General features: G+C 65.0%; 17 protein-coding genes. 11 read left to right on the top strand and 6 right to left on the bottom strand.

Annotation, left to right across the window (positions count from 1 at the left end; translation table 11 throughout):
- The first annotated feature begins 58 nt into the window (after positions 1–58).
- The 9 genes from ACWUI7_RS00705 to ACWUI7_RS00665 all read left to right on the top strand — a co-directional run bounded on the left by ACWUI7_RS00705 (position 59) and on the right by ACWUI7_RS00665 (position 15,672).
- Positions 59–2,278 (top strand): hypothetical protein, encoded by a 2,220-nt coding sequence (locus ACWUI7_RS00705; RefSeq protein WP_496640233.1) that lies wholly within the window; start codon positions 59–61, stop codon positions 2,276–2,278.
- Between the two features lie 110 nt (positions 2,279–2,388).
- On the top strand, positions 2,389–5,127 hold the full coding sequence (leuS, locus tag ACWUI7_RS00700; RefSeq protein ID WP_496640232.1) for a leucine--tRNA ligase: 2,739 nt from the start codon (positions 2,389–2,391) through the stop codon (positions 5,125–5,127).
- A 43-nt stretch (positions 5,128–5,170) separates the two neighbouring features.
- On the top strand, positions 5,171–6,580 hold the full coding sequence (gene kynU / locus ACWUI7_RS00695) for a kynureninase (protein ID WP_496640231.1): 1,410 nt from the start codon (positions 5,171–5,173) through the stop codon (positions 6,578–6,580).
- A gap of 80 nt (positions 6,581–6,660) precedes the next feature.
- Positions 6,661–9,573: a DEAD/DEAH box helicase gene (locus ACWUI7_RS00690; protein ID WP_496640230.1), complete on the top strand. Its 2,913-nt coding sequence runs from the start codon at positions 6,661–6,663 to the stop codon at positions 9,571–9,573.
- Between the two features lie 240 nt (positions 9,574–9,813).
- A complete protein-coding gene (locus ACWUI7_RS00685; RefSeq protein ID WP_496640229.1) occupies positions 9,814–11,520 on the top strand; it encodes an ABC transporter substrate-binding protein in 1,707 nt (568 codons plus the stop codon).
- Positions 11,521–11,580: 60 nt separating this feature from the next.
- Positions 11,581–12,564 (top strand): ABC transporter permease, encoded by a 984-nt coding sequence (locus ACWUI7_RS00680; RefSeq protein WP_496640228.1) that lies wholly within the window; start codon positions 11,581–11,583, stop codon positions 12,562–12,564.
- Positions 12,565–12,566: 2 nt separating this feature from the next.
- Positions 12,567–13,547, top strand: coding sequence for an ABC transporter permease (locus ACWUI7_RS00675; RefSeq protein WP_496640227.1), 981 nt, complete (start codon positions 12,567–12,569; stop codon positions 13,545–13,547).
- Positions 13,544–14,584 (top strand): ABC transporter ATP-binding protein, encoded by a 1,041-nt coding sequence (locus ACWUI7_RS00670; RefSeq protein WP_496640226.1) that lies wholly within the window; start codon positions 13,544–13,546, stop codon positions 14,582–14,584. The genes ACWUI7_RS00675 and ACWUI7_RS00670 overlap by 4 nt, the downstream gene beginning before the upstream one ends.
- A complete protein-coding gene (locus ACWUI7_RS00665) occupies positions 14,581–15,672 on the top strand; it encodes an ABC transporter ATP-binding protein (RefSeq protein WP_496640225.1) in 1,092 nt (363 codons plus the stop codon). Before ACWUI7_RS00670 ends, ACWUI7_RS00665 begins: the two co-directional genes overlap by 4 nt.
- On the opposite strand, the gene ACWUI7_RS00660 is transcribed toward ACWUI7_RS00665, so the two are convergent.
- The 6 genes from ACWUI7_RS00660 to ACWUI7_RS00635 form a co-directional block, all read right to left on the bottom strand.
- On the bottom strand, positions 15,669–17,138 hold the full coding sequence (locus ACWUI7_RS00660) for a metallopeptidase TldD-related protein (RefSeq protein WP_496640224.1): 1,470 nt from the start codon (positions 17,136–17,138) through the stop codon (positions 15,669–15,671). The two genes, ACWUI7_RS00665 and ACWUI7_RS00660, sit on opposite strands and share 4 nt — an antisense overlap.
- Before the next feature lie 57 nt (positions 17,139–17,195).
- Positions 17,196–17,438, bottom strand: coding sequence for a hypothetical protein (locus ACWUI7_RS00655; RefSeq protein WP_496640223.1), 243 nt, complete (start codon positions 17,436–17,438; stop codon positions 17,196–17,198).
- A gap of 13 nt (positions 17,439–17,451) precedes the next feature.
- Positions 17,452–17,706, bottom strand: a complete 255-nt coding sequence (locus ACWUI7_RS00650) for a glutathione S-transferase N-terminal domain-containing protein (protein WP_496640222.1) — start codon at positions 17,704–17,706, stop codon at positions 17,452–17,454.
- A 91-nt stretch (positions 17,707–17,797) separates the two neighbouring features.
- Entirely contained in the window at positions 17,798–19,177 is a 1,380-nt protein-coding gene (locus ACWUI7_RS00645) for an NCS2 family permease (RefSeq protein WP_496640221.1), read from the bottom strand.
- Between the two features lie 185 nt (positions 19,178–19,362).
- Positions 19,363–20,076, bottom strand: a complete 714-nt coding sequence (locus tag ACWUI7_RS00640; protein WP_496640220.1) for a phosphoribosyltransferase family protein — start codon at positions 20,074–20,076, stop codon at positions 19,363–19,365.
- A gap of 122 nt (positions 20,077–20,198) precedes the next feature.
- Positions 20,199–20,672, bottom strand: a complete 474-nt coding sequence (locus ACWUI7_RS00635) for a DUF7529 family protein (protein WP_496640218.1) — start codon at positions 20,670–20,672, stop codon at positions 20,199–20,201.
- A 178-nt stretch (positions 20,673–20,850) separates the two neighbouring features.
- Between ACWUI7_RS00635 and ACWUI7_RS00630 the strand changes: the two genes are divergently transcribed.
- Together ACWUI7_RS00630 and ACWUI7_RS00625 are read left to right on the top strand one after the other, a co-directional pair.
- Positions 20,851–22,467 (top strand): ABC transporter substrate-binding protein, encoded by a 1,617-nt coding sequence (locus ACWUI7_RS00630; RefSeq protein WP_496640217.1) that lies wholly within the window; start codon positions 20,851–20,853, stop codon positions 22,465–22,467.
- Between the two features lie 21 nt (positions 22,468–22,488).
- Positions 22,489–23,481 carry an ABC transporter permease gene (locus tag ACWUI7_RS00625; RefSeq protein ID WP_496640216.1) on the top strand — a complete coding sequence of 331 codons (993 nt, stop codon included), beginning with the start codon at positions 22,489–22,491 and terminating at the stop codon, positions 23,479–23,481.
- Position 23,482: the final 1 nt, after the last annotated feature.

Here is a 23,482-nt window from a genome sequence, read left to right as displayed (position 1 = left end):
ACCCCGGGCCGCGGTCTTCGACAGACGATCCGCTCACGGACGACCCGGAGGTGCACCGGTGACCGATCGCAGCGACACTGGAGCCGCCTTCGCCGCCGGCGTCGACCGTCGGACCGTCCTCGGCGCGCTCGCCGGAGCAGGCAGCGCCGCGATCGCGGGCTGTTCCGGATCGGAGCCGGACGACGCCGCGACCACCGGAATGGAGGCGGAGACGCTCGAGGAGCTCGCGGCTCGGTTCGCGCCAACGCTGTACTTCGACTCCGCAGAGCCGTGGTTCCCGACCGACCCTCGCCCGTATACGGTCGAAGAGGACAGCGAGACGGTCGTCGACGGGTTTCGATCGTTTGACCGCTACCACGAGCGGTACGACGAGACGGGGGAGCCGCCGGACCCGACTGTCTTCTACAACGGAGTCCGGTACGAGGACTCCCCGCTCGCAGTCGTCCAATTCTGGATGTACTCTGCGTTCGACCAGTTCACGGCCAACTTCCACTGGCACGACTGGGAGGTGCTCCACGTCTTCGTCGACCTCGACACGGGCGACCCGCAGCTGTACGTCGCCAGCTCGCACTCCCGAAGCGTGCCGAACAACGAGTTCCTCGACCCAGAGCCTGACGCTATCCCGCGGATTCTCACCGAGCTCGGCTCACACTCCAGCACCCTCTCGATCAACGAGAATCCGGATGGCTTCCAGCGGGTCGACGAGGAGGGGTTGCTCGCGGACATCACGAACACGACGATTGACACGGTCGAGGACCTCCTCGGGATCCCTATCGCGTACGGGCTCCCGCGCGACGAGGGAATTCGGCTCCCGTTCGTCGTGCCCGAGTACGATGGCGAGCCAATCTACGAGCACCCCGACCTCCCGTCGGTCACCGTCGAGTCGCTGATCGACGACACCCTCTCGATCCGGTCGCTCGACGCGCTGCGCTCGCCACCGACTGACCTCCCGCCCCGGGAGACGGGGATCGCCTTCCGGCACGCCGACCGCGAGGACACGACCGCGGACGAGGTCGCCGAGGAAGTCGTCGGATACGACCTCGTCGAGACGGCCGAACTGGAGGGTATATCGGCGTTTACCGGGCCGCAGCTGGGCTTCGAGTTCGCGGTCCCGGAGGTCGCCGAGGACGCCCTCGCCGGCCACATCACGACCACCGGTGTCCCATGGGAACAGCCGCGGTACGAGAACCCAGCGTTCGACGTAACCGCTGGGAACCACCGTGCGGAACTCGCCGGTCGGTACGACGCGATCGCCGACGCCGAATCGCTTGACGACGGGGCGGCCGAGTATCTCGACGCCGTCGTCGCGCGCGTCACCCGGGCGACCGAGACCGACGAGGCCCCCGATGGGGAGGGACTGACGACGACCGGGGCGGTCACCGAGTCGTTCGTGCTGATCGAAAGCGACCCCGAGGCGGTCCCGACGTTTGCCGGCGGGGTCGCGGTCGCGAACGAGGTCCCGGAGGGTGACCACCGCCTGACAGTAAACGGCGCCGGGCAGACCCCGCACAGTGAGACGCTGACCGTCTCGACCGACGAAGCGGTGACGACGGCAGGCGTTGACGGCGAGATACCACTCGTCGCCAGGGAGAACGCGCGGAAGGTGGAGATCGACGACGCAGACAGCGATGTCGACCTCGTCCGCACGGCGATCGAGGACGACTTCGCCGGTCGGATCTACGACTCCGCTGTCGACGGGACCGATGAGGTGTACGTACACGCCGGCGGCGCGCACACGACCGAGGTCCGCGACGCCGAAGACGAGATCGGGGCGTACCGAGTCAACCCTGACCCGCCGAGGAGAGACGACGGCGATGATGAGGACGACGGCGATGGCTGGGACCCGATCCGGATCGACCGCCCCGAGACCGGCGCAGCCCCGCTCGCCGGCTACGTCGCCGACGTGACCGAGGAGACGCGCGCCGCGGTCGCGGCCGCGGTGGCGGAGGGCGACGACGATGACAACGGCGTGAGCGACGACACGGATGGTAGAAGCGGCGGCGGAGGCGGCGGTCAGTCAAACGCGGTGAACGGGCTCGAACGCGCCCTCGCCGCCGCAGTCGAAGCCGCGAGACGGGCCGAGGAGCGCGCCCGCGAGGGCGACAGCGAGGGGACCGACCGCCAGCTCGAAACCGTCGGCGACCGGATCGCACAGATCGAAGAGCGGCTGGCGGCGGCCCGCGACGGGCTCCCTCCCGGCCTCGCGAACGCGACCAGGAAGCGAGCCGAGCAGGCGACCCGGCGGGTCGAGCAGGCGCAAAACGCCGGGAAGCTATAGGCGGAGTTCACTTCTCGCCGGCTCCACCGCCGCTCACGAGCTCGTGCGCCACGGCACACCACTGGATGGAAAGCTATACGACGCCGACCCGACCACGAGTATATAAGCAGATGTCTCAGGAGGCTTACGACCACACCGCAGTCGAGCGCCGGTGGCAGGAGGCGTGGGACGACGCCGACGTGTACCGAACGCCGGACGACGTCGAGGACCCAACGTACGTCCTCGGGATGTACCCGTACCCGTCCGGGAAGCTCCACATGGGGCACGTCCGCAATTATACGATCACCGATGCGTACGCGCGATACCGCCGAATGTGCGGCGACGACGTGCTCCACCCGATGGGATGGGACGCCTTCGGGCTGCCCGCCGAGAACGCGGCCAAAGAGCGCGATACGAACCCACGAGAGTGGACGGTAGACTGCATCGACACCATGCGCGAGCAGATGCGGTCGATGGGCTTCGGCTACGACTGGGAGCGGGAGATAGCCACTTGTACGCCAGAGTACTATCGCTGGAATCAGTGGCTTTTCGGCCAATTTCACGAGGCGGGGCTCGTCGACCGGCGCGAGGCCGAGGTGAACTGGTGTCCCTCCTGTGAAACGGTGCTTGCGGACGAGCAGGTTGAAGGCGACGACGAACTGTGTTGGCGGTGTGAAACGCCGGTCGAAGCCCGCGAACTCGACCAGTGGTTCCTCGAGATCACCGCGTACGCCGACGAACTGTTGACCGCTATCGACGACCTCGACGGGTGGCCTGCCTCGGTTCGACAGATGCAGCGGAACTGGATCGGCCGCCAGCACGGGACTACACTGGAGTTCGAGGTGGCGGGACACGGTCCCGTCGAGGCGTTCACCACCCGGGTCGACACGATCTACGGCGCGACCTGTTTCGCGCTCGCACCCGACCACCCGATCAGCGAAGCGCTGGCCGCCGAAGACGACGCAGTCCGTCGATTTATCGAGGTGGAGGCCGATCCGGAGGGCGACGAGCCGAACGGCGTTGAGACCGGACTCACCGCGACGAATCCCGCTACGGGTGCAGAGATCCCCGTCTTCGTCGCCGACTTCGTCCTCTCGGACGTGGGGACGGGTGCGCTGATGGCTGTCCCCGCTCACGACGACCGCGACCACGCGTTCGCGACGAAGATGGGCGTCGACATCGAGCCCGTGATCGCGCCTGAGCCCGACGACTGGGACGGGTCGACCGCCGGATCCGAAGGCGATACGCTTCCGGAGGCTCCGGACGTGAGCGAGACGGCGTTCACGGACGACGGCGTCGTGATCGACTCCGCCGCGTACAGCGGTCTCGACAGTGAGACCGCACGTGAGCGGCTGACTGCGGACCTCGAGAGCGCAGAAGCGAGCACCCAGTACCAGCTGCGCGACTGGGGCATCTCCCGCCAGCGATACTGGGGGACCCCGATCCCGGTCGTTCACTGTGACGACTGCGGGCCGGTGCTCGTGCCTGACGACGAGCTCCCCGTCGAGCTGCCGGCGTTTGTCAACACGACCGGAAACCCGCTCGACGCGGCCGACGAGTGGAAACAAACGACGTGTCCGTCCTGTGGCGAGCCGGCCACCCGCGAGACGGACACGATGGACACGTTCGTCGACTCCTCGTGGTACTTCCTGCGATACGTCTCACCCGGGCTCGAGGACGCCCCCTTCGACCTCGAGCGCGCGAACGACTGGATGCCGGTCGACCAGTACGTCGGCGGGATCGAACACGCGGTGATGCACCTGTTGTACTCGCGGTTTTTCACCAAGGTGTTGGCCGACGAGGAAGGGCTCAACCACCGCGAGCCGTTCACGAACCTGCTCGCACAGGGGATGGTTCAGCTCGACGGCGAGAAGATGTCGAAATCGAAGGGCAACGTCGTCTCACCCCAGCGGATCGTCGAGGAGTACGGGGCGGACACGGCACGACTGTTCATGATGCAGGCGGCTCAGCCCGAACGCAACTTCGACTGGTCCGAAGAGGGGGTGCGGTCGACCCACCGATTCCTCACACGCTTGCGCGACGCTGTCGAGCGGTACGCAGCGGCGAAGCGGGGCGGCAAGGGGGGCGGCACCCCGGCTGACGACCACGACCCGGCCGACAACCGCGATCCGACCGACGACCACGACCCGGCCGACGAGTACGTCGCCACCGAGATCGACGCTGCCGTCGCCATCGCAGGCGCGGAGTACGACGACCTGACGTTCAACATCGCTCTCCGAGAGGCACAAGATCTTGTCGGGACGCTCCGCGGGTACCGCGAGTACACCGACCCGCACCCGGCGGTGTACGAGCGCGGCCTCGACGCCGCAGTTCGGCTGCTCGCGCCGGTCGCCCCGCACCTCGCCGAGGAGCTGTGGGAGCGGCTCGGTCGCGACGGCTTCGTCGTCGACGCCGACTGGCCGACTGCATCCGTCGATCGCGAGACCGTCGACCGTCGCCGTCGGTTGGTCGAAAACACTCGTGAGGACGTCCGCGACATCGTCGACGTCGCCGGTATCGACGACCCGGAACAAATCGACGTCGTCGTCGCACCGGACTGGAAGTACGACGCCCTCAAGCTCGCGATCGAGAGTAACGCCGACAACCTGATCGGCGAGCTGATGGGGGAGGCACATATCCGCGAGCAGGGCGACGCGGCCGCCGCCTACGGAAAGGACCTCCAGGCGAACCGCGAGGCGCTCCAGTACACGCTCACCGGCGACGAGGAGTACGCCGCGCTACAATCGGCAGGGTGGCTGATAGAACGCGAGTTCGACGCCGCGGTCGTCGTCGCGCGGGCCGACGACGCGGCAGACGACGTCGCGCGGAAGGCGGAGCCGGGACGTCCCGCGATCGATATCACGGAGTAGCGACCCCCGGAAGAATTTACTCATTGCCCTCGTCGGCTGTGATATGAACGACCGAGAATGTGGAGGGGACGAAGACGATCTGTACGCGACCGCGACGACGGCAATGGCGCGCGGCGGGTTCACCGAGGATCCGGTCCGGGTGGCCGCCCGGTTAGACGCGGCCGACCCACTTGCCGAGCTGGCCGATCGATTCGTCGTTCCCGACGACCGGCTCTACATGGACGGCAACTCGCTCGGGCCCGCGAGCGACGCCGCGCTGGCGAGTCTCGAGCGTGTGGTCGACGAGTGGCGCGACCTGCTCATTGGTGGGTGGACCGACGCCGACCCGCCGTGGTTCGACGTCGGCGAACGACTCGGCACGGCGCTCGCACCGCTGGTCGGCGCCCGCCCCGAGGAGGTGGTGGTCGGCAACTCGATCACGGTGAACATCCACACCCTTGTTGGGACGTTCCTCGACGCACTGCTGGCCGGGGACGGACCGAGCCGGGCCGGTCACCCCGCGGCCGACGGGACGTGGGACACAGCCGTCGACCCGGCCGTGGTGGTCAACGAACTCGACTTCCCCTCGGACCACTACGCGATCCGCGCCCAGCTCCACCAGCGTGGGATCGACCCCGAAGCGAAGCTTCGTGTCGTCGAGAGCCGAGACGGACGAACGATCGACCCGCGAGACGTCGAGGCGACGCTTGAAGCACACGACGACGTCGGGATTGTGTTCATGCCGACGGCGCTGTATCGGTCGGGGCAGTTGCTCGACGTCGACCAAATCGCGACTGCGGCACACGCTGCCGGCGCGTACGCGGGCTTCGACGCCGCCCACTCGGTCGGGGCAGTACCGCACGCCTTCGACGACGCCGGCGTTGACTTCGCGATGTGGTGTACGTACAAGTACCTCAACGCGGGGCCCGGCGCCGTCGGCGCGCTGTTCGTCGCCGAGCGGCACCACGGACGCACGCCCGCGCTCGCTGGGTGGTGGGGCCACGAGAAGACGACGCAGTTCGAGATGAACGCGCAGTTCACGCCCGCCGAGACCGCCGGGGCGTGGCAGATCGGCACCCCGCCGCTGCTCGCGGCCGCCCCGCTCGAGGGCGCCGTCGAGATCCTGCGAGAGGCGGGCATCGACCGGCTCCGTACGAAGTCGCTCGCACTCACCGACTTCCTTATGGCGCTGGTCGACGACCGACTCCCTGCGGTTTCGATCGGAACGCCGCGCGACCACGACGCCCGCGGGGGCCACGTCGCGTTGGAGCATCCAGACGCGAGGCGGCTGAGCGAGGCGCTGACCGACCGCGGCGTCGTCGTCGACTTCCGACCACCGAACGTGGTGCGGGTGTGTCCGGCCGCGCCGTACACCGGCTTCGCGGACGTTCTTGAGGTGGTGGACCGCATCGAGGTGATACTCGAGACGGGTGCCCACGAGGCGTACACGGTGAGCGAAGGTGGCGTGACGTAAACGAGACGTGAGCACGGGCGACGCGAGGTGTGTGCAGGCCGGGCGATGGGCTTAATCCGCGGAGCGCCCAACCATTGACGATGGCTGAACCGGCAGGGATGGGCGCGTTCACCCACCTCGGGTCCGACGTTCGAGCCGCGCTCTCCGATCGGGGGTTTACCACCCCGACGGAGCCACAACGTAAGGCGATCCCCCCGCTCGCGGCCGGCAAAAACGTCCTCGTGTTGGCGCCGACTGGAACCGGAAAGACCGAGACAGCGATGCTTCCCGTGTTGGATGCGATCCACGAGGCACGAGACGTGCCCGGCGACGAGCCCCGCGAGGGGATATCGGCGCTGTACATTACTCCGCTGCGGGCGCTCAACCGGGACATGATGGACCGGCTCGAGTGGTGGGGCGACCGGCTCGACGTCGAGGTCGCGGTGCGTCACGGCGACACCTCACAGTACGAACGGTCGACGCAGGCAGACGACCCCCCGGACGTGCTCATCACGACACCAGAGAGCCTCCAGGCGATCCTGACCGGATCGAAGATGCGGGTCGCACTCGAAGCCGTCACCCACGTCGTGATCGACGAGGTACACGAGTTGGCCTCGGCCAAACGCGGCGCACAGCTCACCGTCGGGCTCGAGCGCCTCCGGCGGGTCGCCGGTCCGTTCCAGCGGATTGGACTCAGTGCGACGGTGGGCTCACCCGACGCAGTCGGTCGGTTCCTCGTCGGGTGTGGTCAGCGCGATCCGGACCGACCCGGCGACCGCGCGTTCGAGACGGTCGAAGTTGCTGCCGGCAGTCGGACCGACGTGCGAGTCTGTGACCCGCCGATAACCGACCGGGACTCCGCGCTCGCCGGGGAGCTCGCGATAGACGAGACCACTGCGAGCCACGTTCGGACGATACGTGAGACGGTCCGCGAGCACGCCTCCACACTCGTCTTCGTCAACACACGACAGACCGCAGAGGCGCTCGGCTCGCGGTTCAAGACGCTCGAAGAGCGCGACCGGGCGGCCGGCGAGGACCCACCGACGATCGAGATCCACCACGGGTCGCTCTCGAAGAACGTTCGGGTCGACGTCGAAGACCGGTTCAAATCCGGCGCAATAGACGGGCTCGTCTGTACGTCCTCGATGGAACTCGGTATCGACGTGGGCCGTGTCGACCACGTGGTCCAGTACGGGAGCCCCCGCGAGGTCGCCCGGCTGCTCCAGCGCGTCGGGCGGGCGGGACACCGTCGCGACCGGGTCTCACGCGGGACGGTCGTCGCGCAGGGCGGTGATGACACGCTTGAAGCGATGGCGATAAGCCGGCGGGCCGAGGTGGGCCTCGTTGAGCCGGCGTCGATCCACCACGGCAGCCTCGACACGGTGGCCAATCAGGTCGTCGGCGTCGTCATGGACGAAGGCGACGTCCACGCCCGAACGGTCTACGAGACGATCACGAACGCGTACCCGTTTGCCGACCTCACCGAGGCGACGTTTCAAGAGGTCGTCCGCGAGCTCTCGGGAAACCGGTTGCTGTGGCTCGACGAGGAGTCAGACACCCTCTCAACGTCCGGCGGAACCTGGCAGTACTTTTATTCGAACCTCTCGATGATCCCCGACGAGTCGACCTACGAAGTGTACGACCTGTCGTCGCGTCGCGGCATCGGCACGCTTGACGAACGGTTCGTCGTCAACTTTGCCGGACCGGGCGAGACGTTCATTCAGCGCGGCGAAATGTGGCGGATCACAGAAATCGACGAGGAGGAAGAACGGGTCGAGGTGACGCCGATTGACGACCCGACCGGCGAGGTGCCGTCATGGATCGGTCAGGAGATCCCGGTTCCCGAGCCGGTCGCGGCGGAGGTCGGGCAGGTCCGTCGCGAGGTCGCCAGCGCGCTCGCGGCCGGGTCGACACCAGAAGCAGTCGCGAGCGACCTCACCGAGCGCTATCCGGTCGACGAGCGAACCGTCGTCGCGGCGATCGAATCGATCGTTGACCACGTCGAGGCGGGACACCCGGTCCCGACCGACGAGCAGGTCGTGATCGAAGCGAGCGCACGCACCGTCGCGGTCAACGCCACGGTCGGCCACGCGGTCAACGAAACGCTCGCACGGCTCCTCGCCGCGCTCGTCGGCCAGCGAACCGGCTCGTCGGTGGGCATGGATGTCGGCCCGTACCGGATCGAGTTCGAAGTGCCGGGCGGCGTCGGGCCGAGCACGTTCCGGGAGGTACTTGAGACGACGGACCCGGACGGGCTCACCGCCTATCTCGAGATAGCCCTCGGTAACGCCGACGCCCTCAAATTCACCCTCGCGCAGGTCGCCGCGAAGTTCGGCGCGGTCAAACGGTACCGCGAGGGTCGTGGACGCTTCGGCGGCGATCGGCTGCTCGCCGCCTTAGAGGGCACGCCCGTCTACGAGGAGGCGCTTCGGGAGGTGTTTCACGCCGACCTCGCCGTCGAGGAGACGGCAGATCTGCTCGCGGCGATCCAAGGCGGCAACCATGGTCTCGCGACCGCCCGTGAGCGGACCCCGATCGGTACCGCTGGCCGGTCAGCCGGGACAGAGTTTCTCGTGCCCGAAAACGCCGATGCAGACGTTATCGAGACGGTTCGCGAGCGCATTCAAAATGACCGGGTGATCCTGTGTTGTTGTCACTGTCACGAGTGGGATCGAACGACGAAGGTGCGACGTGTCCGCGAGCAGCCCGAGTGTCCCGCGTGCGGATCGACGCGGATCGCCGCGTTGAATCCGTGGGACGACGAGACCGTCACAGCGATCCGTGCCGAACGAAAAGACGACGAACAAGAGCGGCGCACGAAGCGCGCACACCGCGCCGCCAGCTTGGTGCAGACGCACGGGAAACAGGCGGTGATCGCGATGGCCGCCCGCGGCGTCGGCCCACATAACGCCGCTCGGATCATCAATCGGCTGCGCGAAGACGAGACCGAGTTCTATCGCGACGTGTTGCGCCAGGAGCGGGAGTACGCCCGAACCAAGTCGTTTTGGGACTGATCGAGCGATCGCACGCCATTTCGCTCGGGTCGCCGGTGGACAAACGTCCATCGATCGGGCGGTATCTGGAAATGTACATCAGTAACAATTGTTATAGAAAGTAGATCGTCGGGTATAGACACAACCCTTCGACACTCTTGGACGGCACGTGCAGAATGTGCCACATTCCGGTAGCGGCTGACATATTAGCTGACTGATCCACATGTTTATGTACCTGCTGACGAAACCCAGCTTTGTTCCATGGCTAGCTCAGACTCAGAGATGGACCGGCGAGCGTTTTTGAAGGCGACCACGGCCGGCAGCGCGGTCGGTATGACCGCACTGGCGGGCTGTACCGGTGGTGATGGTGGTGGTGAGGGCGGCGAGAATGGCGACGGTGGCAGTGGCGGCGAAAGCGAAGGTGATGGCGAGAGCGTCGAAAGCAATCTACCGACGTACACCTACACGAACAACGCACAGAGCTACAACCCGCCGCGACACGACGCGATCAACCTGATCGCGAGCCAGTTCGACGAGGAGCTCGGCTTAGACATCGAAGTCGACGTGTTGGAGTGGGGGACGCTGTACAGCCGCGTAACCGAGGAGTACGACTACAGCTTCTCGACGTGGCACACGTTCTTCGTCTCTGAGCCAGTGACGGAGCTGAACAACCTGCTCAACTCGGGGAACACCGACCCCGGACAGGGCAACTACTCGGGCTATGAGAACGCAGAGCTCGACGATCTCATCAGCAGCTATCTCGGAGAGCCCGATGCCGACACTCGCGTCGACCAGGCACACCAGATCCAGCAGATGGTGATGGACGACGTGCCGATGATGCCCATCACGCAGATGCCGATGGCAGCGATCTTCAACAACAACCAGGTGAGCAACTGGCAGGCGGACCTCGCGAACGGGTTCAACTCCTACTGGACGATGATAAACCTGGAGATGGAAGGCGACGAGACCGTCCTGAAAGGGTACTGGCCCGAGACGATCTCGACGATGAACGTGCTCGGTCACAACGACGAGAACAAGCACGTCTACCAGTTCAACATGATGTACGACTACCTGGTCCAGCTCAACAACAACGCCGAGCCTGACCCGGAGGTCAGTCTCGCGACGGACTGGACCCGTGTCGACGAGACCACGATGGAGTATACCATCCGGACGGACCACTCGTGGCACGACGGCGAAGACCTCACTGCCGAGGACGTCGCGTTCTCGTACAACTACATCAACGAGAACGAGGTGCCGCTGTACTCCACGCAGTCACAGTACCTCGAGAGCGCCGAGGTCGTCGACGAGGAGACGGTCCGAGTCAACATGGCCGAGCCGCTGGGGCCGTTCAACCTCGCGGTCGCCAACCTGCTACCTATCATCCCCGAGCACAAGTGGGCCGACCGCGAGAACCCCAGCCAACAGAACATCGAAGAGCCGGTCGGCAGCGGCCCGATGATGTTCGACTACTGGGAGCAGGGCAGCGAGTTCGGGATGGTCCGGTTCGACGACCACTTCGCGCCCGTCGACTTCGAGCGTCGGTTCTGGCGGGTCATCCCCGAGGCGTCGACCGTGTGGGAGAATCTCATCAGCGGCGACCTCAACTACGAGCCGTTCGGCCGCATCGACCGACAGCTCGACGAGAACCAAGACAACGAAAACATCGGGACGCAGTTCGAGGTCGCGGCGACGTTCTGGCACTTCACGCCGAACGAGCGCCAGACGGGACTGGACGACGCCGAGATGCGGAAGGCGCTCGTCGAGACCATCCCGCGAACGGCCATCGTCGACCAGATCCTCTTCGGCTTCCCGGATCCCGGATTCAACGTCGTCTCGCCTGCGTTCGGGCCGCTCCACACCGAAGAGGTCACCGAGTACGAAGAGAGCGTCGAGGCCGCCCGCACCCGCCTCCAAGAGGCCGGCTACAGCTACGCCGACGACGGCACGCTCATCGCCCCGAGCGAGTAACCACCCACACAACCGCTTCGCAACACCCGACACCCACACCACCAGCCGTGATCAACCACCATGGGAAAAGCTAGTTTCGTCCTCAGACGTACGCTCCAGCTCGTCGTGACGCTGTGGGCGGTCGGAACAGTCCTCTTCGGGCTGTTCCGGCTCATGCCCGGCGACCCGACCTCGTACGTCGTCTCCTCACAGATGACCCAGGAGGCCCGCCAGCGGCTCATTGAGAGCTACGGCCTCAACGACCCGCTCCACGTGCAGTACATCCGGTTCCTCGAGAATCTCCTCGCGTTGAACTTCGGGCAGTCGTTCCACTCGAACCAGCCGGTCACCGACGTGATCGCAACGTACCTCCCGAACACCCTGGTGTTGATGCTGACCGCGTTCGTGATCGCGTACGTGCTCGGGATCACCCTCGGCGTGCTGTCGGGGTGGTACCGTGGCTCGCGATTCGAACGAACGACGGTCGTCACCGCACTGACCGCCCGGAGTGTGCCCACCTTCTACGTTGGGCTGATCGTGTTGTGGATCTTCGGGGCGACGTTTAACGTGATCCCGATGAGCGGGATGACGAGTCTCGGCACAGGCGGGCAGAACACCGGCTTTTTCGACATGGTGTTCACCCTCGACTTCCTCAAACACCTCGCCGCTCCCGCGTCGGTGTTGGCGTTCTACTACATGGGCTACCCGTTGTTGATCATGCGGTCGAGCATGCTCGAGGTGCTCTCAGAGGACTTCATCGACGTCTGCCGGGCCAAAGGCCTCACCGAGCGGACGATCATGTTCAAACACGCAGCACGCAACGCACTCCTCCCTATCGTCACGGCGGCGGCGATCGCGTTGGGCTACGCCGTCGGCGGGAGCGTTCTCATCGAGACTGTGTTCGCGTGGCCGGGTATCGGCCGTGAGATGGTCAGAGCGGTGCTCAGACGCGACTTCCCCGTCGCACAGGGAACGTTTATCGTGCTCGCGTCGACGATCATCTTCCTCAACTTCGCCGCGGACCTGGCGTACGGCTACCTCGATCCGCGCGTGACGTACGACTAACAATGGCACAAGAAGAACAATCGGGCCGGTCGATATACACCGACCTCGACGAGACGACGGGCGGCGAAGAGATCGACAAGTGGCAGCGGACGCTCCGCCTCTGGCGGGAGACGCTGAAAGAACACTGGGGGTTGTTGACCGACGAGCTGTCGGTCAGGCTCTCGATGCTCACCGTCACCGGGTTCGTGCTCATCGCGATATTCGCCCCGTTCATCGCAACCCATCAGCCGCTCCAACGGCAGTATCAGGGCGAGGCGGGCATCATCATCGACAAGTGGGCCGAGCCGTCGATTCTCGGTGCCGACAGCGGCTACCTGCTCGGGACGACCGCCGAGGGGTTCGACATATTCAGCCAACTCGTCTACGGGACACGCGCGGCGCTCTTGGTCGGGCTCATCGCGGCGGTGTTCACCGCCGGCATCGGCACGCTCGTCGGGCTCGTCGCCGGCTACTACGGCGGGCGGGTCGACGACGCGCTGATGCGGATCGTCGACTTCCTGTACGGAATGCCGCTGTTGCCGACGGTCATCGTGCTCGTCGCCGTGTTGGGGCCGAACCTCTGGAACATCATCCTCGCGCTCATCGTCCTGCAGTGGCGTTCTACGGCGCGGGTCATCCGGTCACAGTCGCTCTCGCTTCGCGAGCGGCCGTTCGTAAAGGCCGCAGAGGTTGCTGGTGCGGGCGACTGGCACATCATCAGTCGCCATCTCGCGCCCAACGTGCTTCCGATGACGTTCCTCTACGGCTCGTTCGGAATCGCGTGGGCAATCCTCGCCGAGGCGGGCGTCTCGTTCATCGGGCTCGGCGACCCGAACACGGTCTCGTGGGGAACGATGCTGCAGGCCTCGCGGGCGTACTCGGCGCTCTCGTTCGGCGCCTGGTGGTGGTTCGTTCCGCCGGGTATCTGTATCGGCCTGCTCGTCATCAGCGGCTTCCTCATCGGCCGTGGCTACGAATCGATCACCAACCCTAAACTACAATGAGTCAACTCGAAGTCGAAGACCTCGAAGTCTACTACGAGACCGAAGACGGACCGGCCCAAGCGGTCGACGGCGTCTCGTTCACGCTCGAAGAGGGCGAGAACCTCGGCATCGTCGGCGAGTCGGGCTGTGGGAAGACCACGCTCGCGAAGTCGATCATCGGTATCCTTCCCGACGCCGGCTACGTCAACAATGGGAGTATCCGGTTCAAAGGAGAAGACCTGACGACGCTTTCTGAACCGGAGCGACGCCGCCTCAAGTGGGAGGAGATCTCCATGATCGCTCAGTCGGCGATGAACTCACTCGACCCGGTGTACACGATCCGCGAGCAGATAGTCGAGGCAATAGAGACGCATCGTCCCGGAACCGGTCGAGTGGAGTCGACCGAGATCGTCACCGAGATGTTCGAGCTCGTCGGATTAGACCCCGAGCGCGCAGACGACTACCCCCACCAGTTCTCCGGCGGGATGCGCCAGCGGGCGATGATCGCGATGGCACTGGCGCTCGAGCCCTCGCTGATCTTGGCCGACGAGCCCACCACCGCACTCGACGTGATCATGCAAGATCAGATCCTGAAACGGATCAGCACGATCCAAGACGAGGTCAACTCCTCAATGCTCGTGATCACCCACGACGTGAGTGTCGTCGCCGAGACGTGCGACCGCGTCATCGTGATGTACGCGGGCAAGATCGCCGAAGAGGGACCCGTCGAGGAGATATTTGGCCAGCCGTACCACCCGTACACGATCGGCTTGAAGCGGGCGTTTCCAAACATCCGCGAGTCGAGCCAGGATCTGCTCTCTATCGCCGGCTACCCGCCGGAGCTCGTCGACCCACCTGCGGGGTGTCGGTTTGCCGAGCGGTGTCCGATGGCGACCGAGAAGTGTCGCACAGAGGAGCCGGACGCACAGTACCACGAGGGGCTACGCTCGTACTGCCACTACGCCGACCAGATAGACACGGAGCTGCGCCCGTACGCTGACGACCCCACAACGTGGAAACAAACGGCCGCGGCGACGGACGGCGGGGTGGAGAAATGAGCGGCCGTGACGTCTTACTCGAGGTCGAGAACCTCGAGAAACACTTCAAAGTCAACCAGGGGTGGATCGCGAGCATCCTCGAATCGATCGGCGGGGGCGAACCGGAGTACGTCCACGCAGTCGACGGCGTGAGCTTCGAGCTTCGCGAGGGTGAGACGCTCGGTCTGGCCGGCGAGTCAGGGTGTGGAAAGACCACGACGGGAATGTCGCTAGTGAAACTCCACGAACCGACCGGCGGGGACATCGTCTACGACGACACGCGGCTGTCAGAGGCGACGGAGGCGGAGGTCACTCGGTTCAGACAGAACGCGCAGATGATATTCCAGGACCCCTTCGAGAGTCTGAACCCGCGGATGACGGTGTATGACACCGTCGCCGAGCCGTTGCGGATCCACGACGTCCGCAACGAGACAGCTCGGGTTGAGCGTGCGCTCGAGTTCGCCGAGTTACAGCCCGCAGAGCACTACTTCGATCAGTATCCCCACGAGCTCTCCGGCGGCCAGCGACAGCGGGTCGCCATCGCCCGGGCGCTTGTGTTGGACCCCGACTTCATCGTCGCCGACGAGCCCGTCTCGATGCTCGACGTCAGTCTGCGTGCTGGCGTGCTGTCACTTCTCGACCGGATGACCGACGAGTTCGGCCTCTCTGTCGTGTACATCAGTCACGACCTCTCGCTTCTCAGACACATGTGTGACCGGCTGGCGATCATGTACATGGGAAAGATTGTCGAGAAGGGGCCGACCGATCAGGTGATCGAGGACCCACAGCACCCGTACACGCGGGCGCTCATCGACGCGGTTCCCGTCCCAGACCCGGACGTGGGTCGCGAGCGAGTCGAGTTACAAGGAGAGGTCGGCGACGTCATCGACGTACCAAGCGGCTGTCGGTTCAAAAACCGCTGTCCGTCGTACATCGGCGACGTCTGTGACCAAGTGGTGCCGCCGCTCGAAGAAAAACGCGAGTTCGACCAGGCGGTCGCCTGTCACCTCTACGAGAGCGCCGAAGGGTACGACCCGTACGCCGAGATGGATGGCCCGCGCGCGTCGGGAACAGCGGACAGCACCGAGTCGACACCAGCAGACGACTAACGCGACACCGAAAGCGGCGCGGAGAGCCGTACGCCGGGGGCCGTCACCGCGAACGGCAGCCGAGATTTGTGTTTCTCACAGACGCCCGTGACCGTCTCGCGAGCGGCGCCGATGTGCGAGAGACTCGCGAGGACGCTCGGGTCGTACTCGAAGGTGCGGTCCTCGATGCGGCCGGCCGGTTCCCCGTCGACGAGCCGATATCCCTCAGCGACCGGGAACGACGCGGTACCGCGGTCGGGGCGGTCGGTGGTCATCTCGTCGATGTCTTTCGCGTAGAGGACGCTCGCCGGGAAGACGCCGGCGCGCTGTATCCGCTCGAACTCGTCACGGAGCCACGGGCTGGCGAACCGTTCCACGTAGACGTCGGCACCGTCACGGAGGGCCGCCGCGTCCGCGTCACCAGGGGCCACCTCAAGGTGACGGGCGTGGATGCGCGGAGGCTCGGTGAAGCCGAGGCTGGGGACGCTGTGTCCCGCTGGCTCCGTCTCGTGGTCCGCCGCAGAGGTCGTGTTGTGAAGCAGCCGACGGACCGTGCCGTCTGCGACGAGCGTCACCGGGGCCGTCGGTCGCACCTCGGCGTCGTACGCACGCGCGGCCCACGACCCGGCGCGGACGGTGTCGTCGATATGGAGGCCGGCCGGGCCAATCTCGTCACCGACGGCGTACGGACTCAGTCCCATGTACCCGGCATCCGCCTCGAGCGTGTGTGCGACGAGGTGAAAGAGCTGCCCGGCGGCATGCGGGCTCAACGCGACAACTGTCTCGCCGGAGTCAACTGACGCAGGGTCGGCGTCAACGAGCCGTTCGAGGTCGTCGGCCGCCGTTGTGATCCGATCGGGGATCGTCTCAAGAAACGCTGCTCCCGTCGTCGATCCGGCGTGTCGGCGGACTTTCGGACCGTCGACGGGAGTGAGGCTGAACGCCAGTTGCGCACGGTCGAGCGTGGTCTGCACGACACTTCCGGTGGTAGTTCCCATCGCCTCTTCGATGTGGGCGTCGGTATAGTTGACCCAGCATCGCTCGAGTGCGAGGTCGTCGGTGTGAGCGAGCCCCGTGTCGATCGCGTCGACGACCTCGTCGATGTCGACCGTGTCGAGACCGGTCTCGGCCCAGCCGCCGTGGGTCGCGCGGTGTCTGGTGTACGCGTCGAACCGCCCAGGCTCGGACTGCGCGAGTACCTCGCCGCTACGGATCGCCCGGTCGGCCACGTCTCGAAGGCTCTCGTCGTCGAGCGAGGTTGTGTAGCGGTAGTCAGCAGCACCGTTCGCGAAGACCCGCAGCCACACTCCCGTCTCGGTGAATGCGGTGCGGTTGCGGGGACCGTCATCGGTGACGACAAGATCGGTCTTCTCCTGGTAGACGCCGCCGACCTCGGCGTATGACACTGCCTCGTCGTCCTCGAACTCATCGAGTAGCCGGTCCATCGCGTCCAGCGCGGCCTCGCGGTCGTCGCGGTCGTCACTCATCTCGAGACGCTACGCCGGTCCCGTACATGAAGCCGGTGGACACCGGCTGCCCCCCAATCAGCGATCGGTGCCGTCGGACTGCGCCTCCGCTTCGGCCTCGTACCGCTCAGCGAGGCGCTTTTCACGGCGCTTTTTCCGGTACTCCCAGTAGCCGGCGCCGAGGACGAGGACGGCGAGTGCCCCGCCGCGAAGCGGGGCACCCGCAAGCGCAAAATAACCGAACGCGGCGACGGCGAACGCGAGCGAGAGTCCGAGCGTTGCTCTCGCCCACCGCTGTCTGGGAATACGGAGGCGGCGCACGGTCAGGAGAGCGTTAGCTTGCGTCGCCGTACGTCTCTTCGAGGTACGCGACGATGTCCGTGCTCTCTGCCATCCCCTCGACGCCGTGCGCCTCGTCGACGAGGACGGGAACACCGGTTTGGCCACTCACCGCCTCGACTTCGGTTCGTTCGCCGTGTGCCCGCGGAACGGTCACCGACTCGTACTCGAGATCGAGTTCGGCGAGCGTCTCTCGTACCGTCGCACAGTACGGGCAGCCGGACAGCTCGTACAGCGTTAGGTCCGTCATCAGCTCGTAATAGGTCCCGCGAGAATAAAGAAGTCCGTGATCGGTGCGTGGAGCGCACACGACCGCTTCGAGCGCGCCTGCGGGAGGCCGACTAGAGGATGAGCCCGCGGGTCTGGAGCACGTAGTAGCCGGCCAGCAGGACCGCGATAACGTACTGGCCAAGGCGGACCTCATCGTACTCGCCGACGGCAACCTTGATCAGCGGGTACGAGATGATCCCGGCGGCGAGACCGTCAGCGATAGAGTAGGCAAACGGCATGACCGTAACGGTGAGTCCCGCAGAGACCGTCCAAGCGGGGTCCGACCAGTCGACTTCAGTGACGCCTCGAAGCATCATTACGCCGACGACGATGACGGCGATGAACGAGGCGTACGCGGGGATCGCAGCGACGACCGGGATGGCGATGAGCGAGACGAGGAAACCGATGGCGACGACGAGTGCGGTGAGACCGGTTCGACCGCCCTCTTCGACGCCCGCCGACGACTCGATGTACGTAGTCACCGTCGAGGTACCGACCATCGCGCCGACAGTCGTCCCCACTGCGTCAGCCATCAGCGGCCGGTCCATCTCTGGGAGATCGCCGTCGTCATCGAGGAAATCACCGAACTGTGAGACACCGATGAGCGTCCCGGCGGTGTCAAAAAAGTCAACAAAAAAGAATGTAAAGACGACGAGGGTAAACGTGAGCGGCTCGATGTTGGCGAACCCGTCGACGAACGCGCCCGCGAGGGGTGTGATGTCGTACTGGGCGGCCGGCAGCGACTCGGGCGTGACGACGCCACGTTCGAAGACACCGCCGAGCGTGAGCGCCCAGCCGGCGAGCGCGGTGGTCAAGATGCCGATGATGACAGCACCAGTCACGCCGCGAGCCCAGAGGCCGAACGTCAGCGCCAAGCCGAGGATGCCGAGGATCGACCACGGGCTCCCGAATATCCCGCCGAGCGTGACGAGTGTCGCCTCGTCGGGCACCACGAGCTGGAGCTCTTGGAGGCCGATGAACAACAAGAAGAGCCCGATTCCCGCCCCGACAGCGCGTTTGACCGGTTCAGGAAAAAGCCGGATGACGTACTTACGGGCGCCGACGATGGTCAGCAAAATAAACAGGATCCCCTCGACGAAAACCGCTGCAAGCGCCGTCTGCCACGGGACGCCGAGTCCGAGCACGACGCTGAACGCGAAGAAGGCGTTGAGCCCCATCCCGGGTGCGAGCCCGAAGGGGCGGTTGGCGTACAGCGCCATCACAAGCGTCGCGGCCGCCGAGGCGAGGATCGTCGCGATGGCGATCATCTGGACAACCTCGATGAACTCGTATCCCGGTATCTGGATCGCCTCCGCGAGAATGAACGGATTCACCACGATGATGTAGGACATCGCGAGGAACGTCGTGATCCCGGCAACGACCTCGGTCCGGAGGTCGGAGCCATGCTGTTCTACGTCGAACCGCGCTGTCACAGAATCTGCGAGCCCCATTGGGTAATCGTGTATACTCAGCCGTCTAAATATAATACTTTCTACCTCAAATAGTCAGTCATACGCAGGTGTGAGTATTCATACAGATAATACAGCTTGGCTAGGTGATAAACTGGCCAAACGTGCACACACAGACGGGTGTCACGGTCGGGCACACGCCAGTCTGACGAGTACCCGCCGGCCGGTCACTCGAACGTCGTGAGCGCACCGACCGGCGCATCGGTGATTTCACGGGCACGCGACAGTCCCTCGTCGCCGACCGCGATCAGGGTGAACACACCGGCGACATCGGCGTCGGCCTGCAGCGCGATATCCAACAGGAGTTCTTGTGTCTCACCAGAGCGGATCAGGTCGTCGACGACGAGGACGACGTCTCCCGGATCGATGGCGCGTGCAGGGAGATAGTAGGTGAGTTCGATGCCGGAAGCGAGCCGCTGTCGCGACTCGATGAACTCCTCGACGGCGGTTTCTTTCGACTTCTTCGCGTACGCGAGGCGGGCATCGAAGAACGATGCCATGGCTGCGCCGAGTGAGATCCCGTCGGTGGCGGCGGTCAACACGACGTCCGGCGTGGTGAACGCGAACGACTCGGCCGCAACCGGAGCAACGAGGTCGAGAAACGACTGATCGAAGACGACACCCGAGTTGTCGACGTAGCCCTCGTCGTCGACGGCGACACGTGCGACGAGTTCGTCGGCGAGGGCCTCGCGGCCAACGTCCGCGACGATCGTTCGAGCGCGTCCCGCACCCGGAAGCACGTGGCCGTTCACGTAGCGGTTGAGGTCACCCGGCGGCAACCCAGTGAGCGATGAGAGCTCCTCGTAGGTCCGCGTCTCCTTTAGCGTCCGCAACACGGCGACCGCCCGCAGTTGGAGGGCCGCCTTCTCTGCACGGTTCATATCGGTGATCGTGATCACACAAGCATGAATACAGCGATGTGTCCTGGCAGGTCAGTCACCCACGGGTGTGGGTTCTGCGCTCACTATTTCGCCTGTAGCCACACCGAACCGCATCCGGCAACTCACTCGCGAGACGACGACGCCGACCCCGGAGGATCGACAAAGCGCTGGACTCCGTCGATCACGATCTCGGCGTGGTCACGGTCGTCGAGCGGACGGAGTCGTACCGTGAACGAGCCGACCGCGTCGGCCGACGCACCGAGGGCGCGTAGCGCTGTCGTCGACAGGTACGTTGGAACGGAGACCGCCACGGCCGCCGATTCGTCGGTCGCGACGACGACCCGGTAGGAAACGCCGTCTTCGGCGGCAGCGTATACTTCGACGGCATCAAGATTGGCGGTGGCGACCGCCTCGTGTGCCGTCTCGAACTCTGGATCCGGGAGGAGGACGTCGATTCGGGCGGCGTCGGTGACCGGGTTCACGTGGCCGGGGTGTGTGGTCGTCACCGTCCATCCCTGGTCGCGGTAGGCCGTTGCTACCGCGTCTGCGTCGGCGACGACCGCCTCCCACGCATCTCCTGGGTCGACACGGACCATGCGTAGTGGATGCGGCTCGGACCGTACATACGCGTCGATCCGACTATCGACCCGACTGACAGTGACAGCGGAGACGGACCCGCGACGCCATCACCCCGACCCCGTCGTGTCATTCGATCGGCTGAAAGTGAGGGGGCGGGTCGATACGTTGATAATGATCAGTCGTCTGGTTTTGCTTGTGCCTACTGATATCCGCAAAGATATCGACCGTCGGACAGTGCTTACCTACGTTGGGACGGCTGGCGCCGTCGGTCTCGCTGGCTGTGCTGGAGACGGCGGGTCCGATGGCGGCGACGACGCGTCAGATGACGGGTCCACGGAGACCAATGACGCTGCCGACGCCGACGCGGGCGACGAGTTCGCAATCGACGTCACAATGGGACAGATGGACTCTGGGCTCGACCCACAAGACCACGCGGAGACGAACACCGAGATAATCGTCGGCCAGGCGTACGAGGGACTCCTCGATCGAGACAAAACAGGCGGAATCATCGCCGGCCTCGCAGACGAGTGGGAACGAACCGAAAACGGGTCGGTGCGGTTCTCCTTGCGCGACGGGGTTACGTTCCACAACGGCGACGCGGTCACCCCAGAGGACGTCGCGTTCAGCATCCGGCGGATTGTCTTCGACGACGTCGGCATCGTCAGCCCGCAGTCGAATGACTTGGGCTCGGTGACCGAGGTGACGCCCGGCGACGGCGCAGTGACCGTCTCGTTCGAGGGATACAATCCGATCGCGTTCCAGCTGTTCGCGACGAACGGAGAGATCGTCCAGCAGTCGTGGATCGAGTCGAACGACGGCGACTACATCAACCGCAACACCAACGGAACCGGACCGTTCCGGGTCACCGAGTACGACTCCGGCAACGAGGTCGTCTACGAGGCGTTCGAAGACTACTGGGGCGGTGCGCCGGCGGCCGACACACTCACTATGGGCGCCTCAAGTGAGTCGAGCACGCGCGTCAACCGGCTGCTCGCCGAGGAGACCGATATTGTCACCAACGTGCCGCCAAATGAAGTCTCCCGTGTGGAGAGCTCAGAGGTTGCATCTATCGCTTCGGTCGCAAGTGTACGCACCATCTTTTTGCAGATGCGATACGACGTGGAGCCGTTTTCCAGCCGGCAATTCCGCCAAGCGATGAACTATGCGGTCGACGTCGGGAGCATCGTCGAAAACGTGCTCAACGGCTTCGGTGCGATTACCTCTCAGCCGACACTGGAGGGTCACATCGGCCACAATCCCGACGTAGAGCCATACCCATACGACCCCGACGAGGCCGAACGTCTCGTCGAAGCGTCAGGCCACGCAGGCGTCGAGATTACACTCCAGACACCGATTGGCCGGTACCTCAGAGACGTCGAGGTCGCGCAGGCGGCCGCAGACCAGATCGACTCACTCTCGAACGTCTCCTGTTCGCTCGAACAACGGGAGTTCTCCTCGCTCGTCCAAGACATTACGGCACCGAACATCGAAGACAGACCCGTCTTCAACCTCCTCGGCTGGGGGAACGGAGAGTTCGACGGAAGTCAGACGCTCACCCCGCTGTTGTCCTCTGATGGGGCGCTCACCGTCCTGAAAAACGAAGACCTAGACGCGCTGCTCGTCGAGGCCGAACAGACATCGAACCCGGACGAGCGTGTCGAGACGCTCCAGGCCGCGAACGAACTCGCACACGACATCGCGCCATGGGTGTTCTTACACCAACAGTTCAGCGTCTACGGGGTCTCTTCGGAGATCGAGTGGGAGCCGCGAGCCGACGAGTTCATCGACCCCGACACGGCAACCCAGCGGTAACGCCGGTATCGAGCACTTCGAATGTCAGTTGGAAGATTCGTACTCAAACGCAGCCTCCAAGGCATCGGCGTCGTCTGGGGTGTCGTGACCGTCGTGTTCGCGCTCCGATTCATCACCCCCGGAAGTCCGATAAACGCGGTCGCACCGCTAGACGCCAGCCAAGAGACGCGACAGGCGATCGCCGCAGAGCTCGGGCTCGATCAGCCACTGTACGTGCAATACGCACAGTACATCCTCGACCTACTTGCCGGTGACATGGGCCGGTCCTACATCCGAGGCCAAGAGGTGGTCTCGCTCGTGTTCAGTCGACTTCCCGCGACTATCGAGCTCGCCGTCGCCGCGAGCGTGGTCGCCATCGTCCTCGCGATCCCACTCGGCGTGGCGAGTGCGACCCACCGCAACGAGCCCGTCGACTACGGCGCGACGCTCGTGTCTCTCGGCGGTATCAGCACGCCGAACTTCTGGCTTGGGATCATGTTGATCCTGGTCTTTGCAGTGGAGTTCGACGTGTTCAACACCAGTGGTCGCGGTACCGATATCGGCGACGTCGTCCTCGCAATAGGCGGGAGCGAGCCGTTCGTCGGCGCACTGCTCTCGTGGCTCGCGTACATCACGCTCCCCGCGATCGCGTTGGGCACCTACTTCATGGCGCTCATCACGCGGCTCACCAGGTCGGGGATGCTCGACGAACTCGGCAAGGGCTACGTGCAAGCTGCTCGGGCGAAGGGGCTGCCGCGGACGCTCGTCCGGTACAAGCACGCGCTCCGCAACACCCTCATCCCGATTATCACCGTACTCGGATTACAGCTCGGGACGCTGATCGGCGGCGCCGTGATCACCGAAGCGGTGTTCTCGTGGCCCGGGCTCGGCACGCTCGTCATCGAGAGCATCAACCAGCGCGACTGGCCGGCGCTCCAGGGAAGCCTCATCGTCATTGGGACCGGGTTCGTCGTCGTCAATGTCCTCGTCGACACGGTGTACGCGTCGCTCGACCCAGAGGTGGTGAACGAGTAAG

It is taken from the genome of Halorubrum orientale (assembly GCF_059623105.1).
This window is presented reverse-complemented; position numbering and strand designations above follow the sequence as displayed.